This is a genomic window from Streptomyces sp. NPDC048419, from assembly GCF_043200415.1.
Classification (GTDB): domain Bacteria; phylum Actinomycetota; class Actinomycetes; order Streptomycetales; family Streptomycetaceae; genus Streptomyces.
In genome coordinates, this window is the sequence record NZ_JBICXT010000003.1 from 494,270 (window position 1) to 509,093 (window position 14,824).

Genomic DNA, 14,824 nt, shown 5'->3' on the forward strand with positions numbered 1-14,824 from the left:
GTGCTGGCAGGACGTCCCACCTGCGGCCATAGTTGGCGCACACGCAGCACAGCACCGCAGCGCAATGCTGTCTTCGGACCCGCACCGACTCGGACACCTGGGGGTCATTCCGCCCATGAGCAGAGCCGAAAAGCCGTCCCGCAGAACCGTTCTGGCCGCCGCGGTCGCCGCGGCAGTGGTGGGCCCGGCGGTCACCGCCGGCGTCGCCGAGGCCGCCAAGGCCACGGCCCGGCCGGTCGACTACCACGCCTGGACCACGCACCACGACTGGCGCACCGGCACCGCGAAGGGCGTCCGCGCCGTCGCGGGCGCCCGGCCCGGCGTGGTGATCGCCGCCCCCGACGGCACGACCGACTACACGGACCCGCACACCGGCACCACCGCCACCTGGGAGTACGCGACCTGGACGTCCCCCGTCCACCGGCTCCGCGTCCCCGCCACCGAGACGATCGCCTCCTGGAACGCGCACACCCCGGCCGGCACCTGGCTCCAGGTCGAACTGCACGGCACGTACTCCGACGGCACGGAGACCCCCTGGTACGTGATGGGCCGCTGGGCGGCCGGCGACCAGGACATCAAGCGGACCTCGGTGGACGACCAGACCGACGGCAAGAGCACGATCTGGACGGACACCTTCGCGATCGACGACGCGACCACGGGCCTGCGCCTGGTCTCGTACCGCCTGCGCCTCACCCTCTACCGCAAGCCCGGCACCAAGCTCACCCCCACGGTGTGGCGGCTCGGTGCGATGGGCTCCGACATCCCGGACCGCTTCACGGTCCCGGCCTCGAGGCCCGGCCTCGCCCAGGAGCTGATCGTCCCGCGCTACTCGCAGGAGATCCACAAGGGCCAGTACCCCGAGTACGACAACGGCGGCGAGGCCTGGTGCAGCCCCACCTCCTCGCAGATGATCATCGAGTACTGGGGCGGCCGGCTCACCCCGGAGCAACTGTCCTGGGTGGACCCGAGCTACGCCGATCCGCAGGTCGACCACGCCGCCCGCTTCACCTACGACTACCAGTACGAGGGCTGCGGCAACTGGCCGTTCAACGCGGCCTACGCGGCGACGTTCAAGGGTCTGCAGGGCGTGGTCACCCGGCTCGGCTCGCTGACCGACCTGGAGACGCTGATCGCGGCCGGCATCCCGGCCATAACGTCCCAGTCGTTCCTCAAGGAGGAGCTGACGGGGGCGGGTTACGGCACCTCCGGACACCTGATGACGGTGATCGGCTTCACCGCGGACGGCGACGTGATCGCCAACGACCCCGCCTCGCCCGGCGACGACGCGGTGCGCCGCGTCTACAAGCGGCGCGAGTGGGAGAACATCTGGCTGCGCACCAAACGCTACAACGCCAGCGGCAACGTCTCCTCCGGCACCGGCGGCGTCTGCTACCTGTACTTCCCGGCGCACCCCACGTCCCACCAGTGCAAGGCGCTCGCGGCGGTCGGCGTCCGCTGAGCCGTCCGGCACCGTGCGAAGGCCCCGGGAGACCGGGGCCTTCGCCGTGTGACCAAGGTCTCGGCTGCAAAAGACGTTCGAGGTGGCAAGGTGGACGAACAGATGGGGGAATCCACCACATACCCGACCACAGTGAGACACCATGACCGCACACTCGGCCACCGCCGCCCGCACCCGTACCGGCGGCCCCAAGGACGACGGCCCGAAGATCTTCGAGCACGTCATGGGCTGGACCCTCGTCGTGGTCGTCGCGATGCTCGTCGCCCAGCTCGGCCTGCTGTGAGCTGACCCTTACCACTCCAGGTCTCCCCGCGCCCGCTCGTCGATCGGACTCGAACGAGTGGGCGTGGTTGTTCTGACATACTGCGTTCGTCCCGCCGCCCGCTGGAGACCAGGGTCGAAATTGAAGATCAGCCAACAGAGCGAGGCCACCCGCCCCCGGGCGCGCGGTACCGAGCGCTCGCTGGCGCGTCGCGCCGAACTCATCTCCATCGGGCGGAAGTTGTTCGCCGACACGTCGTACGACACGCTCTCGATGGACGACATCGCGCGACAGGCACATGTCGCCAAGGGGCTGATCTACTACTACTTCCAGTCCAAGCGCGGCTACTACCTGGCGATCATCCAGGACTCCGTCGCCGACCTGGTCACCTATGCGGCCAGCGGTGCCGACCTGGGGCAGGTGGACCGGGTCCACCGCACCATGGAGAGTTATCTGCGCTACGCCGAGCACAACCAGGCGGCGTTCCGCGCGATCGTCAGCGGCGGCGTCGGCTTCGACGCCGAGGTGCACGCGATCCGGGACGGAGTGCGCGAGGCGATCATCGCGACCGTGGCCGAAGGGGCCTACGGCCACACGGACATAAGCCCGCTCGCCCGCATGGGCCTGCTCGCCTGGGTGTGCAGCGTCGAAGGCGCCACCCTCGACTGGATCGACCGCCAGCGGATCTCCCGCGAGCAGATGCGCGAACTCCTGGTCAAGCTGCTCGGCGGCGCCATGCGGGCCGTGGAGGAACTGGACGCGGCCTACCCCGCCCCGCCCGCCGCCCGCCGGGACTCATGACGAAGGGGCGAAGGCTCCCGCGCCTCCGCCCCCGATCACCGTACCGCCGCGGTCAGTTGATGGCCTTGATCAGTTCACCGTTCGCGGTGTCACCGCTGAGCTCCCAGAAGAACGTGCCGCCCAGCCCCTGCTGGTTCTTGTACGTCATCTTCGTGCCGATGGTGGCCGGGGTGTCGTAACTCCACCAGTCGTTACCGCACTTGGCGTACGCGGTGCCGCCCACCGTGCCGGTCGCCGGGCACTTGCCCTTGAGCACCTTGTAGTCGTCGATGCCCTGCTCGTACGTTCCCGCGGCCGGGCCCGTCGCGGTGCCGCCGGGTGCCGCCTGCGTGACGCCGGTCCAGCCGCGGCCGTAGAAGCCGATGCCGAGCAGCAGCTTGGACGCCGGTATGCCGAGGCCCTTGAGCTTGGCGATGGTCGACGAGGTGTTGAAGTCGGCCTTGGGGATGCCGGAGTAGGAGGTCAGCGGCGAGTGCGGGGCCGTCGGCCCGGCCGCGTCCCAGGCGCCGAAGTAGTCGTACGTCATCGGGTTGTACCAGTCGACGTACTGCGCCGCGCCCGCGTAGTCCGCCGCGTCGATCTTGCCGCCGCTTGTGGCGTCCGCGGTGATGGCCGCGGTGACGAGCTTGCCGCCGCCGAACTTCGAACGCAGCGCCGCCATCACGTTCTTGAAGGCGTCCCTGCCGCTGGTGTCGCAGGTGTTGCCGCAGGCGTTCGGGTACTCCCAGTCGATGTCGATGCCGTCGAAGAGGCCCGCCCACTTGGAGTTGTTCACCAGGTCGTAGCAGGACTGGGCGAAGCCGGCCGGGTTCTTCGCGGCCTCGCCGAAGCCGCTGGACCAGGTCCAGCCGCCGAAGGACCAAAGGATCTTCAGGCCCGGGTGCTTCTTCTTCAGCTTCAGCAGCTGGTTGAAGTTGCCGCGCAGGGGCTGGTCCCAGGTGTCGGCCGTGCCGTCCACCGACTCGTCCGCGGGGTAGGCCTTGTCGGTCGCCGCGTACGAGTCGCCCATCGCGCATTTGCCGCCGGTGACGTTGCCGAAGGCGTAGTTGATGTGCGTCAGTCTGGCCGCCGAGCCGGACGTCTCGATGTTCTTGACGTAGTACTTGCGGTCGTAGGTGCCCCATTCGGTGAAGTAGCCGACGACCTTCGAGCCGGCGGCCTCCTGCGCCGAGGGTTTGGCGGAGGCCGTGCTCGCGCCGGCCAGCAGCCCGGCGCCGAGGGCGGCGCAACAGGCAGCGGACACAAGCGCCTTCATACGGGTGTGGGGGAAGTGCATCGGGTGTCTCCTCGTGGGGGAGAGGGAACGCGCGCCGATTGGCATGAACGCGGTAAAGCGTTGGTCATGAACAGTAGGAGGACTAGACCAGTGCGGTCAATGGTGCGGACCAATCCCGCGGGTAATGCGCGGCACTTCTGCGGGGGTCGGGATATTCTTGAAGTAAGCGGTCGTTAACTGGTGACGGGCTGCCTCCGATCGGGCATACTCACAGCGCACAGCCGCTGGTCAGCAGCTTCCGAGACCCGGGAGCGGAGCATCGGCCCGGCCTCAGTACGACCCGGCGGAGCCGCCTCCACCCAAGGCGCGCATTCGCTGATGTGCCCGAAACAGGGAGGAGAGCGTCGACATGCCCGACCGCGCCCCGCAGCCGGTGGACCGTCAACTGCCCACGGACGAGGCCCGGGATCTGATCTCGCTCGTCCGTGACATCGCCCAGCGCGAGATCGCGCCCAAGGCTGCCGAGGAGGAGGAAGCCGGACGCTTCCCGCGCGAGGTCTTCACGCTCCTGTCCCGGGCAGGACTGCTCGGCCTGCCGTACGACTCCGAGTACGGCGGCGGCGACCAGCCCTACGAGGTCTATCTCCAGGTCCTGGAGGAACTCGCCGCGGCGCGTCTGACCGTGGGCCTCGGCGTCAGCGTGCACACGCTGGCCACGTACGCGCTCGCCACCTACGGCTCGAAGCAGCAGCAGGTCGAGCACCTGCCCGAGATGCTCGGCGGCGGCCTGCTGGGCGCCTACTGCCTGTCCGAACCGGCCTCCGGATCCGACGCCGCGTCCCTGCGCACCAAGGCCGTGCGTGACGGCGACGAATGGGTGCTCGACGGCACCAAGGCGTGGATCACCCACGGCGGCATCGCCGACTTCTACACGGTCATGGCCCGCACCGGCGAGGACGGCCCGCGCGGGATCTCCGCCTTCCTGGTGCGCGGTGACGCCGAGGGCCTCAGCAGTGCGGCTCCCGAGAAGAAGATGGGCATGAAGGGCTCACCGACCGCGCAGGTCCACTTCGACGGGGTACGCGTGCCGGACGAGCGAAGGGTCGGCGAACAGGGCCAGGGCTTCGCGATCGCCCTGTCCGCGCTGGACTCCGGCCGGCTCGGCATCGCCGCCTGCGCCATCGGACTCGCCCAGGCCGCGCTCGACGAGGCGGTCGACTACGCCACGGGGCGGCAGCAGTTCGGGCGCCCGATCGCCGACTTCCAGGGGCTGCGCTTCATGATCGCCGACATGGCGACCCAGGTCGAAGCGGGCCGGGCACTGTATCTGGCGGCGGCGCGGCTGCGGGACGCCGGGCGGCCGTTCGCCAAGCAGGCGGCCATGGCCAAGCTGCACTGCACGGACACCGCGATGAAGGTGACGACGGACGCCGTGCAGATCCTCGGCGGATACGGCTACACCGCGGACTTCCCGGTCGAGCGCTACATGCGCGAGGCCAAGGTGCTGCAGATCGTCGAGGGCACCAATCAGATCCAGCGGATGGTCATCGCCCGTCACCTCGCCGGTCCGGAAACCCGCTGAACTCACCCGGTGCCACCTGCGGGGCCGCCAGTCTGACCCACTCCGGGTCGTGGCGGCCCGGCAGGGTGCGGCCCCGGTCGGCCCAGGTACGCATCAGATCGCGGTAGATCGGCGGGTCCTGCGGCTGTGGCGGCGCGGGCGGAACCGTGCCTGTGGGGGGCGGTACGAACACGCGGCGCTGACGCCCGATGGCGGAGTAGGTGGGGGTCATACCAGGGCAACGCGGAGGTAGGCGACAGGTCACCTTTCTGCGGAATCGGGCGTGAGTTCGCGGACGTACCGCCACTTCTCTGGTCACCGACGGCCGCCTGACGTACCGTCAGGTCAGCCGTCTCCAGGGAGGTTTGGCGTGGCCGACGACCGCCCCGTACCGCTCGACGAGTACCCCGTGCACCAGGTCCCGCTGTCCATGAAGCACGTGGCGACCGGCGACCGGAACGCCTACGACCGCTGCATCTTCCACATCCTCGACCACGAGGGGCGCGCGCTGCTCATCGTGGGCCTGGGCGTGTATCCCAACGTCGGTGTGATCGACGCGTACGCGACCCTGCGGACCGGGGACACCCTGCACGCGGTGCGCGCCTCGGACGCCCTCGGCGAGGACCGCATGGGGCTCGCAGTCGGCCCGCTCAGGATCGAGGTGGAGGAGCCGCTGCGGCGGCTGCGGCTGGTCTCCGACGACGAGGCGCTCTCGTACGACCTCACCTGGACCGCCGAGTTCCCGGCCCTGTGGGAGCCCCACCACCTCCAGCGCCGCGGCGGCCGGCTCACCCTCGAAGGGCGCCGCTTCGTGCAGGCGGGCGGGGTGACGGGGGTCGTCCGGGCCGGCGGCGAGGAGTTCCAAGTCGCCCCCGGCGGGTGGACCGGCACCCGCGACCGCAGCTGGGGCGTGCGGCCCATACCGGGGGAGGAGGGCGGCCGGCTGGCGCAGGAGCACCCGACCGAGGGCTTCCACTGGCTGTGGTGCCCGGTGCGCTTCGAGGACCGCTTCCTGATGGTCGTCGTGCAGGAGGACGCGGACGGATACCGCTCCCTGAACGACGCCACCCTCGTCCGCCCCGGCCACCGCGACCGCCAACTCGGCTGGCCGCAGCCCGAGATCACCTACCGCCCCGGCACCCGCGACCCCGTCCGCGCCCTCGTCCACCTCGGCGACGTCCGCAAGCCGCAGGAGCTGGAGGCCGAGATCCTCACCTCGTCCCCGCTGGCCGTCGGTGCCGGCTACCCGCCCGCCGACGACTGGCAGCACGGCACCTGGCGTGGCCCCGGCTGGACGGACCGCCGTACGTACGACCTGACGCAGCCGCACGGCATGGCCGCCTACGGGGTCACCGACCATGCCGCCCGCTTCCGCCTGGACGGCCGGACCGGTCACGGCATCTTCGAACACGGCTCGTTCGGGCGGCACGATCCGAGCGGGTTCACGGATTTCACATCGGTCGCACCGTAGGGGGTTCGCGTCATGGCCACGGCGCCCCGGCCTCGTACCACCACCCGTGACCCGGAGGAGATCGCCCGCCGCCTCACCGCCTGGCTCGGCACCCGCCTGCCCGGCGCCAAGGCGGTCGAGGTGGCCGCCCCCGAGTCCAACGGAATGTCCAGCGAGACCCTGCTCTTCGAGATCGAGCATCCTGAACCCCCGGTGCGGGCCTGCGCGTTGCGGCTCGCGGCGGACCCGGCGGCGTACACCGTCTTCCCGGTGTACGACATGCCCCGCCAGTACCGCACGTTGCGGGTGGTGGCCGAGCACTCGGACCTGCCCGTGCCGAGGGTGCTGTGGCTGGAGGAGGACCCCGGCCCGCTCGGAGCGCCGTTCTTCGTGATGGAACGCGTCCAGGGGCGGGTGCCGCCCGACGTGATGCCCTACACCTACGAGGGCAACTGGCTGCACGCCGCCAGTGACGCCGAGCGCGAGCGCCTTGAGGCCGCCTCGGTCGGACTGCTGGCCCGGCTGCACGACCAAGTACCGCCCGAGGAGGCCGCGTTCCTCGCCCTGCCGGGCGACGGCGACGCCCTGCGGCGCCACGTCACCGCCCAACGCGGCTACTACGACTGGGTCGTCGGCGGACGCGCCCGCTCACCCCTCATCGAGGCCGCCTTCGACCGGCTGGAGGAGCTCTGGCCCCGAGACCCGGGCACACCGGTGCTCAACTGGGGCGACGCGCGCATCGGGAACGTCGTCTACGACGGCTTCGAGCCCGTCGCCGTCCTCGACTGGGAGATGGCCGCCCTGGCCCCGCGCGAGGTCGACCTCGGCTGGACGGTCTATCTGCACCGCTTCTTCCAGGACCTGACGGCGGCCTTCGGCCGGCGTGGCCTGCCGGACTTCCTGCGCCGGGACCGGGTGGAGGCCCGCTACGCCCAACTCACCGGCCACACACCGCGCGACATGGACTTCCACACGCTGTACGCCGCGCTGCGGCACGCGATCGTCATGCTGCGCATCGCCTACCGGCAGGTGCACTTCGGCGAGGCGTCCGTCCCGGCGGACCCGGACACGCTGATCCTGCACCACGGCAGTCTGCGGGCCATGGTGCAGGGCAGCTACTGGGATTGAGGCGGACCGCTCAGGCGGCCTGGTCCCGCAGCACGGGGACCTGGAACGGGCGCGAGCCCGGGCCGCCGACGTGCGAGAACGGCTGCGTCCGCCAGTCGAGCCCCTGAGGAAGCGTCAACAGCAGGGCGGTGTCCTGCTCCTGGGGCCGGTGCGACTCGTCCGCGGCCCGGGCCTCGGTGGCCCTGCGGCCCGTACCGGCGCACACCGTCAGGCCGAACGGGTTCCACGGCGAGGCACACAGCGCGTGCTCCGGCAGGATCTCCTCGTCGGCCAGCAGGGCGATGGGCTGAGCGCAGTCCGGGCAGATCACCCGGTACATCTCGAAGGTGTCGTACGCGTCCAACTCCTCGTCGAAGTCGTCCGGTTCGACGCCCTCCGGCTCGGGCTCGGTGACCGCCTGGAGGCGCTTGGGCGCGGTACGGCCAGGGCGCTTAAGACTCTGCATGGGTTCTCCCCCTCGGGCTGGGCCGTTCAGGCACTGCGGCCTCGACCACAGCAAGCACTTCCCGTCCGGTCGTGGCGGTAATCACGAGAACATCACGGAGCGGTCCCCGTGGCTGTGGTGTTCGTCACATGCCTCCCGCAGATGCCTGCCCGGGTGTCGCCCGGACGGCTCACCAGCGGCTCGCGGCCACATCACAAACCGGGCATGACCTGGTCTGCCGAGGTATCCCGGGAGGTCAGGCGCACTGTAGGTTCTTGCGCCATGGAGGAGCTGGATCGTCAGATCGTGCAGCTGCTCGTCAAGGACGGGCGGATGAGCTACACAGACCTGGGCAAGGCCACGGGCCTGTCCACGTCGGCCGTGCACCAGCGGGTGCGCCGGCTGGAACAGCGTGGCGTCATCCGCGGCTATGCCGCGGTGGTCGACCCCGAGGCCGTCGGGCTGCCCATGACCGCCTTCATCTCGGTGAAGCCGTTCGACCCCAGCGCCCCCGACGACATCGCCGACCGCCTGGCCGGCGTCCCCGAGATCGAGGCCTGCCACAGCGTCGCGGGCGACGAGAACTACATCCTCAAGGTCCGGGTGGCGACCCCGCACGAGCTGGAGGAGCTGCTGGCGCGGCTGCGGTCGCTGGCGGGCGTCTCCACGCGGACGACGGTGGTCCTGTCGACGCCGTACGAGGCGCGGCCGCCGCGCGTCTGAGGCCGCGCCGCCGCGCCGGATTCCCGGCAAGGGCGCCCCAGGTACGACGCCGCCGCCGCGGCGCGAGAAACTGTCGGGCATGAGCACGCGCACCCCCGACCCGAAGACCGTCCTGCTCCGCCGCGGAGAGGTACACAGCCCCGCAGACCCGTTCGCGACCGCGATGGTCGTGGAACGCGGCCAGGTCGCCTGGGTCGGCTCCGAGGGCGCCGCGGACGCCTTCGCCGGAGGTGTCGACGAGGTGGTCGACCTGGACGGCGCCCTCGTCACCCCGGCGTTCACCGACGCCCATGTGCACACCACGTCCACCGGCCTCGCCCTCACCGGCCTCGACCTCTCCGACGCCCCCTCCCTGGAGGCGGCCCTCGCGCGCGTACGGGACTTCGCCGCGGCCCGCCCGCAGGACAAGGTCCTGCTCGGGCACGGCTGGGACGCCTCCCGCTGGCCCGGTGGCCGCCCCCCGGCGCGCGCGGAACTGGACGAGGCCACCGGCGGCCGTCCCCTCTACCTCTCCCGTATCGACGTCCACTCGGCGGTCGTCACGACGTCCCTGCTCGGCCTGACGCCCGGCCTGGGCGGGCCGTCCGGCGACGGTCCGCTGACCGCCGGCGCCCATCACGCCGTACGCGCCGCCGCGTTCGCGGCCGTGACGCCGGCCCAGCGCGCCGAGGCCCAGCGCACCGCGCTCGCCCACGCGGCCTCCCTCGGCATCGGCTCGGTCCACGAGTGCGCCGGCCCGGACATCTCCTCCGAGGACGACTTCACGGACCTCCTGCGCCTGGCCGCCGAAGAGGCGACCCCGCGGGTCGTCGGCTACTGGGCGGAGCAGGACCTGGACAAGGCACGCGAGCTGGGCGCCGCGGGCGCGGCCGGCGACCTCTTCGTCGACGGCGCCCTCGGCTCGCACACCGCCTGCCTGCACACGCCGTACGCCGACAGCGACCACACCGGCACCGCCTACCTGGACGCCGCCGCCGTGGCCGCCCACGTCACGGCCTGCACCGAGGCCGGGCTCCAGGCGGGCTTCCACGCGATCGGGGACGCCGCGGTGACCACGGTCGTCCAGGGCGTGCGCGCCGCCGCCGAGAAGATCGGCCTGGCCCGCGTCCGCGCCGCCCGCCACCGCGTCGAACACGCCGAGATGCTCACCCCGGAGACCGTCGCGGCCTTCGCCGAGCTGGGCCTGACCGCCTCCGTCCAGCCCGCCTTCGACGCACTGTGGGGCGGCGAGGACGGCATGTACGCCCAGCGCCTGGGCGCAGAGCGGGCCCGCACCCTGAACCCCTTCGCGGCCCTGCTCAAGGCGGGCGTCCCGCTCGCCTTCGGCTCGGACAGCCCGGTCACGCCCCTCGACCCGTGGGGCACGGTCCGTGCCGCCGCCTTCCACCGCACCCCCGGCCACCGGGTCTCCGTGCGTGCCGCGTTCACCGCCCACACCCGCGGTGGCTGGCGGGCGATCGGGCGGGACGACGCGGGCGTCCTGGTGCCGGGCGCACCCGCCGACTACGCCGTGTGGCGCACCGACGAACTGGTGGTCCAGGCTCCGGATGACCGGGTCGCCCGCTGGTCCACCGACCCCCGCTCCGGCACGCCGGGACTGCCCGACCTCACTCCGGGCCGTGACCTGCCCGTCTGTCTGCGCACGGTGGTCGGCGGGCGGACCGTCTTCGTAGGGCCGGGCGAGTGATCTCCCGGGGTGGCGCCGCGCCGAACATGGCCCGGCGCAGCGCCGTACGACCTGCGTGTCCTCGGCCCTGACCAGGACTTTGAGGAAAGAACCGCAGGTCAAACGGCTGTTGACAGCCGATGGCAGGGGGCCGGTAGGTTCGGCGGAGTCCACCACCGGACGCCCGACCGGGGAACTTCTTCGCGCCAGTCGCAGCGCCGCTGGGTCAGGGACGGTGTGCCCCACCGGAGCACCGCCACTGGGAGCCAGGCTCAGCGCCCGCGCGCGACGAGGGAACGTTCCGGCCGGCCGGGGAGGTGTGACCCGGGTGGGGCCCGGGCGCTCAGTAGACAACGGCTTTCGGTCGATCCGCAGCCAGCGGATCCCAGGTCGGCCCGAAGGGCGCCGGGCCCCCATCCGTAGGCGCAAACCAGCCCGAATACGCGTTCTTACCCCGCTCTTGTGGAATCGACACCACGATACGAACGGGCTGTCACGTCATCGCAGGCCGTGGCCACTATGGTGGACCTCTGCGACGGACATGAAGGGGCAGTAGTGAACGACGGTGACGGGACCCTCGCGGCACAGTCCCAGGGGCGGCAGTTCGGCCCGCTCGGCACGGCCTTGGTGATCATTCCGACCTACAACGAGGCGGAGAACATCAAGTCCATCGTCGGCCGGGTGCGCGAGGCCGTCCCCGAGGCGCACGTCCTCGTGGCCGACGACAACAGCCCCGACGGTACGGGCAAGCTCGCGGACGAACTGGCGGTCGGGGACGATCACGTCCAGGTGCTGCACCGCAAGGGCAAGGAAGGCCTCGGCGCCGCCTACCTCGCGGGCTTCCGCTGGGGCCTGGAGAACGGTTACGGCGTGCTCGTCGAGATGGACGCCGACGGCTCCCACCAGCCGGAGGAGCTGCCCCGCCTGCTCACCGCGCTCAAGAGCGCCGACCTGGTCCTCGGCTCCCGCTGGGTGCCCGGCGGCCGGGTGGTGAACTGGCCCAAGAGCCGCGAGATCATCTCCCGTGGCGGCAGCCTGTACTCGCGCCTCGCCCTCGACCTGCCGCTGCGCGACATCACCGGCGGTTACCGCGCCTTCCGCCGCGAGACGCTGGAGGGCCTCGGCCTCGACCAGGTCGCCTCCCAGGGCTACTGCTTCCAGGTCGACCTCGCCCGCCGCTCGGTCAAGGCCGGCTACCACGTCGTCGAGGTGCCCATCACCTTCGTCGAGCGCGAACTCGGCGACTCCAAGATGAGCCGGGACATCCTTGTCGAGGCTCTGTGGCGGGTCACGGCGTGGGGCGTGGGGGAGCGGGTCGACAAGATCACCGGCCGCGGCAAGAAGGCCTGACCGACAGCCGGAAGAGGCCCGCCTGCGGTTTCACAAAATCGGTTGATCATTCACTTATCCCGCACTGAGCCGGGCCCAGGCACACTGGATGCATGACGACTGGTGCTCCGACCCCCATACATCCCGCCCGGCCCAAGCGCTCCCGGCTGCGGACCTTCCTTCCGCTGGGTGTCGCGGCCTGGCTGGTGCTGGAGATCTGGCTGCTGACCGTGGTCGCGGGCGCGTCGAGCGGATTCACCGTCTTCCTGCTGCTGCTCGCCGGCTTCGTGGCCGGCGCGGCGGTGATCAAGAAGGCGGGCCGCCGCGCCTTCCAGAACCTCAACGAAGCGCTGCAGCGCGGCGGCACCCCGCAGAGCAGCGGTGGCAACGGCCTGATGATGCTCGGCGGTCTGCTGCTGATGATCCCGGGCCTGATCTCGGACGTGGTGGGTCTGCTCCTGCTGATCCCCCCGGTCCAGAAGACGCTGAGCCGCCTCACCGAGCGCACCCTCGACCGCAAGCTGCGCGAGGCCGCGCCGGGCGGATTCGGCGATGCCTTCCAGCAGGCGCGCATCCACCGCCCCGACGGCAAGGTCGTCCAGGGCGAGGTCGTCCGGGACGAGCCCGGGGACACCTCGCAGGGCCCGCGGCCGCCGCTGACGCGCTGATCACCGCCGTACGGCATACGACTGCGGGCGTCCACGTGGATGAATCCACGTGGACGCCCGCAGTCTCTTGCGTGCTGTTGGTCCGCCGCTCGGCCCCCGGCGGGAACTAAGCCGACTTGCGGCTGTCCCTCGGGTGGACCGCGATGTTCATCGCGCCCGAACGGAGAACGGCCAGGCGCTCCTCGAGGACCTCTTCAAGTTCCTCGCGGGTACGCCGTTCCATCAACATGTCCCAATGCGTACGCGCGGGCTTGGCCTTCTTTTCCTCAGGGCCGTCGCCGTCCACGAGGAGTGCCTGGGCTCCGCAGACCTTGCACTCCCACTCCGGCGGAATCTCCGCCTCGACCGAGAAGGGCATCTCGAAGCGGTGCCCCTTCTCGCATGCGTACTCCACGGCCTGGCGCGGGGCCAGGTCGATGCCGCGGTCCGTCTCGTAGCTGGTCACCACGAGGCGCGTGCCGCGAAGAGCTCGCTCACTCATGAATCGTGCCTCCCGGGCTTGTCGCCCACAGGACAGGTGTCGCTGTCGTCGTCATCCGGTCAACGTCCGGTCGGCGGTAAAGATTCCCGTCCCGTGTCCCGTTTCGGGTCATGCGTCGCCGTCGTAGCCGCAGCCTTGCTGACCAATGTCGTACCCACCGGCGCCCGGTTTGTCACATCTGCTAGCAGATGTCACCCAGCGTTTCGGCATCTTTGACGCGCAGTAACGGTACGCCTGGCAGGCCAAACGCGTACACTACAGCCTTTCGCCGTGAGCGCTAAATCGTGTCCGGGACCGGATTGCCCGCCTCGGAGATCGCCTGGCGCACGGGTACCCGTGCGAGCAGGGCGAAACCGATGATGAAGAAGGCCACGAGCGAGATGATGGCGTCACGGTAACTTCCGGTCAGCTGGTAGGTGATCCCGAACAGCAGGGGTCCGAGCCAGCTCATGCCCCGGTCGCTCATCTCGTATGCCGAGAAGTACTCGGCCTCCTTGCCGGGCGGGACCAGATGCGAGAACAGGGATCGGGACAGAGCCTGGCTGCCGCCGAGCACTAGACCGATCCCGGACGCCAGGACGAAGAACCACACCGGCACCCCGGGCGGCAGGAAGTACCCGGCCGCCAGCGTCACCGTCCAGGCCACCAGGGAACCGAGGATCGTGCGCTTGGCCCCGTACGTCCGGGCCAGCCGGCCCATCCCCAGGGCGCCCGCGACCGCCAGCACCTGGACCAGCAGGACGGCGCCGATGAGGGTCGACTGCCCGAGCCCCAGCTCCTCGGAGCCGTAGATCGACGCCTGGGAGATCACCGTCTGGATGCCGTCGTTGTAGATGAGGTACGCCAGCAGGAAGGCGAGGGTCAGCGGGTGGCGGCGCATGTCGCGGACGGTGGCGGCCAGTTGGCGCAGCCCGGGAGCGGTCGCCTGCTTCGGTCCGGCGGAGCCGCGGTCCCGCAGCCGGCGCAGCGGGATGAGCGTGAAGGCGCCCCACCACAGGCCGGCGGCGGCCAGGCAGATGCGGACGGCCGTGGTCTCGGAGACGCCGAAGGAGTCGTGCGCCAGGTACAGCACCAGGTTGGCGATCAGGACCAGCGATCCCGCCGCGTACCCGAAGGCCCAGCCCCGGGAGGAGACGGCGTCGCGTTCCTCGGGCGGGGCGATCTGGGGCAGGTAGGAGTTGTAGAGCATCATCCCGACGGACTGGGCCGCGTTCGCGACGATCAGCAGCAGGCCGCCGAGCAGATAGCGGTCGCCGTCGAGGAAGAACATCCCTGTCGTCGCCGCGGCCCCCACATAGGCCGTGATCCCGAGCAGGGGCTTCTTGCGCCCGGTGCGGTCCGCGGCCGCGCCCACCATGGGCATCACGAGCACGGCCACGATCACCGACAGGGAGACCGAGTACGCGAAGAAGGAACCGGCGCGCACCGGGATGCCCAGGGGGTGGACGTACCCGTCCGCGTCCGCCGCCGACTTGGCCACCGACGTCAGGTAGGGGCCGAGGAACACGGTGAGCACGCTCGTCGAGTAGACGGAGCAGGCCCAGTCGTAGAAGTACCAGCCGCGCTGTTCGCGCTTCCGGTCGAAGACGTCAGTCCGCACGGTGTCGGCGCTCACCCGTGCCCTCGCTTCCCCGCTGAAGTGCCGTGCGAAGGCTC

The 14,824-nt window shown here is 70.8% G+C and carries 14 protein-coding genes; 10 read left to right on the forward strand and 4 right to left on the reverse strand.

Annotated features, from left to right (window positions below; all coding sequences use genetic code 11):
* Positions 1–115: 115 nt before the first annotated feature.
* From ACGFYN_RS09980 to ACGFYN_RS09990, 3 genes are all read left to right on the forward strand, one after another.
* Complete coding sequence (locus ACGFYN_RS09980) at positions 116–1,459, forward strand: peptidase C39 family protein (RefSeq protein ID WP_393865271.1); 1,344 nt, start codon at positions 116–118, stop codon at positions 1,457–1,459.
* A gap of 142 nt (positions 1,460–1,601) precedes the next feature.
* Positions 1,602–1,742, forward strand: coding sequence for an SCO1431 family membrane protein (locus ACGFYN_RS09985; RefSeq protein WP_393865272.1), 141 nt, complete (start codon positions 1,602–1,604; stop codon positions 1,740–1,742).
* Positions 1,743–1,862: 120 nt separating this feature from the next.
* Positions 1,863–2,522: a TetR/AcrR family transcriptional regulator gene (locus tag ACGFYN_RS09990; protein ID WP_393865273.1), complete on the forward strand. Its 660-nt coding sequence runs from the start codon at positions 1,863–1,865 to the stop codon at positions 2,520–2,522.
* A 52-nt stretch (positions 2,523–2,574) separates the two neighbouring features.
* Here ACGFYN_RS09990 and ACGFYN_RS09995 read toward each other — a convergent pair whose 3' ends face one another.
* Positions 2,575–3,798 (reverse strand): glycoside hydrolase family 18 protein, encoded by a 1,224-nt coding sequence (locus tag ACGFYN_RS09995; protein WP_393865274.1) that lies wholly within the window; start codon positions 3,796–3,798, stop codon positions 2,575–2,577.
* 349 nt (positions 3,799–4,147) lie between these two features.
* Between ACGFYN_RS09995 and ACGFYN_RS10000 the strand changes: the two genes are divergently transcribed.
* From ACGFYN_RS10000 to ACGFYN_RS10010, 3 genes are all read left to right on the forward strand, one after another.
* Positions 4,148–5,320 (forward strand): acyl-CoA dehydrogenase, encoded by a 1,173-nt coding sequence (locus ACGFYN_RS10000; RefSeq protein ID WP_393865275.1) that lies wholly within the window; start codon positions 4,148–4,150, stop codon positions 5,318–5,320.
* Between the two features lie 349 nt (positions 5,321–5,669).
* Positions 5,670–6,770, forward strand: a complete 1,101-nt coding sequence (locus tag ACGFYN_RS10005) for a hypothetical protein (RefSeq protein WP_393865276.1) — start codon at positions 5,670–5,672, stop codon at positions 6,768–6,770.
* A 12-nt stretch (positions 6,771–6,782) separates the two neighbouring features.
* Positions 6,783–7,877, forward strand: coding sequence for a phosphotransferase family protein (locus tag ACGFYN_RS10010; protein WP_393865277.1), 1,095 nt, complete (start codon positions 6,783–6,785; stop codon positions 7,875–7,877).
* A 10-nt stretch (positions 7,878–7,887) separates the two neighbouring features.
* Here ACGFYN_RS10010 and ACGFYN_RS10015 read toward each other — a convergent pair whose 3' ends face one another.
* Positions 7,888–8,322, reverse strand: a complete 435-nt coding sequence (locus ACGFYN_RS10015) for a hypothetical protein (RefSeq protein ID WP_393865278.1) — start codon at positions 8,320–8,322, stop codon at positions 7,888–7,890.
* A gap of 261 nt (positions 8,323–8,583) precedes the next feature.
* Here ACGFYN_RS10015 and ACGFYN_RS10020 point away from each other — a divergent pair, with 261 nt between their 5' ends.
* The 4 genes from ACGFYN_RS10020 (at position 8,584) to fxsA (ending at position 12,687) form a co-directional block, all read left to right on the forward strand.
* Complete coding sequence (locus tag ACGFYN_RS10020) at positions 8,584–9,024, forward strand: Lrp/AsnC family transcriptional regulator (RefSeq protein ID WP_016434164.1); 441 nt, start codon at positions 8,584–8,586, stop codon at positions 9,022–9,024.
* Between the two features lie 79 nt (positions 9,025–9,103).
* Positions 9,104–10,711 (forward strand): amidohydrolase, encoded by a 1,608-nt coding sequence (locus ACGFYN_RS10025; protein WP_393865279.1) that lies wholly within the window; start codon positions 9,104–9,106, stop codon positions 10,709–10,711.
* A 534-nt stretch (positions 10,712–11,245) separates the two neighbouring features.
* A complete protein-coding gene (locus ACGFYN_RS10030; protein ID WP_393865280.1) occupies positions 11,246–12,040 on the forward strand; it encodes a polyprenol monophosphomannose synthase in 795 nt (264 codons plus the stop codon).
* 92 nt (positions 12,041–12,132) lie between these two features.
* Complete coding sequence (gene fxsA, locus ACGFYN_RS10035) at positions 12,133–12,687, forward strand: FxsA family membrane protein (RefSeq protein ID WP_393865281.1); 555 nt, start codon at positions 12,133–12,135, stop codon at positions 12,685–12,687.
* A 106-nt stretch (positions 12,688–12,793) separates the two neighbouring features.
* Here fxsA and ACGFYN_RS10040 read toward each other — a convergent pair whose 3' ends face one another.
* Both ACGFYN_RS10040 and ACGFYN_RS10045 read right to left on the reverse strand, forming a co-directional pair.
* Complete coding sequence (locus ACGFYN_RS10040) at positions 12,794–13,168, reverse strand: RNA polymerase-binding protein RbpA (RefSeq protein ID WP_003977404.1); 375 nt, start codon at positions 13,166–13,168, stop codon at positions 12,794–12,796.
* Positions 13,169–13,445: 277 nt separating this feature from the next.
* A complete protein-coding gene (locus ACGFYN_RS10045) occupies positions 13,446–14,783 on the reverse strand; it encodes an MFS transporter (protein WP_393865282.1) in 1,338 nt (445 codons plus the stop codon).
* Positions 14,784–14,824: the final 41 nt, after the last annotated feature.

Excerpts from the sequence above, each read along its gene's own strand:
- ACGFYN_RS09980 (WP_393865271.1), top strand. The coding sequence starts at position 116 with ATGAGCAGAGCCGAAAAGCCGTCCCGCAGAACCGTTCTGGCCGCCGCG.
- ACGFYN_RS09985 (WP_393865272.1), top strand. The coding sequence starts at position 1,602 with ATGACCGCACACTCGGCCACCGCCGCCCGCACCCGTACCGGCGGCCCC.
- ACGFYN_RS09995 (WP_393865274.1), bottom strand. The coding sequence starts at position 3,798 with ATGCACTTCCCCCACACCCGTATGAAGGCGCTTGTGTCCGCTGCCTGT.
- ACGFYN_RS10000 (WP_393865275.1), top strand. The coding sequence starts at position 4,148 with ATGCCCGACCGCGCCCCGCAGCCGGTGGACCGTCAACTGCCCACGGAC.
- ACGFYN_RS10010 (WP_393865277.1), top strand. The coding sequence starts at position 6,783 with ATGGCCACGGCGCCCCGGCCTCGTACCACCACCCGTGACCCGGAGGAG.
- ACGFYN_RS10015 (WP_393865278.1), bottom strand. The coding sequence starts at position 8,322 with ATGCAGAGTCTTAAGCGCCCTGGCCGTACCGCGCCCAAGCGCCTCCAG.
- ACGFYN_RS10020 (WP_016434164.1), top strand. The coding sequence starts at position 8,584 with ATGGAGGAGCTGGATCGTCAGATCGTGCAGCTGCTCGTCAAGGACGGG.
- ACGFYN_RS10025 (WP_393865279.1), top strand. The coding sequence starts at position 9,104 with ATGAGCACGCGCACCCCCGACCCGAAGACCGTCCTGCTCCGCCGCGGA.
- fxsA (WP_393865281.1), top strand. The coding sequence starts at position 12,133 with ATGACGACTGGTGCTCCGACCCCCATACATCCCGCCCGGCCCAAGCGC.
- ACGFYN_RS10040 (WP_003977404.1), bottom strand. The coding sequence starts at position 13,168 with ATGAGTGAGCGAGCTCTTCGCGGCACGCGCCTCGTGGTGACCAGCTAC.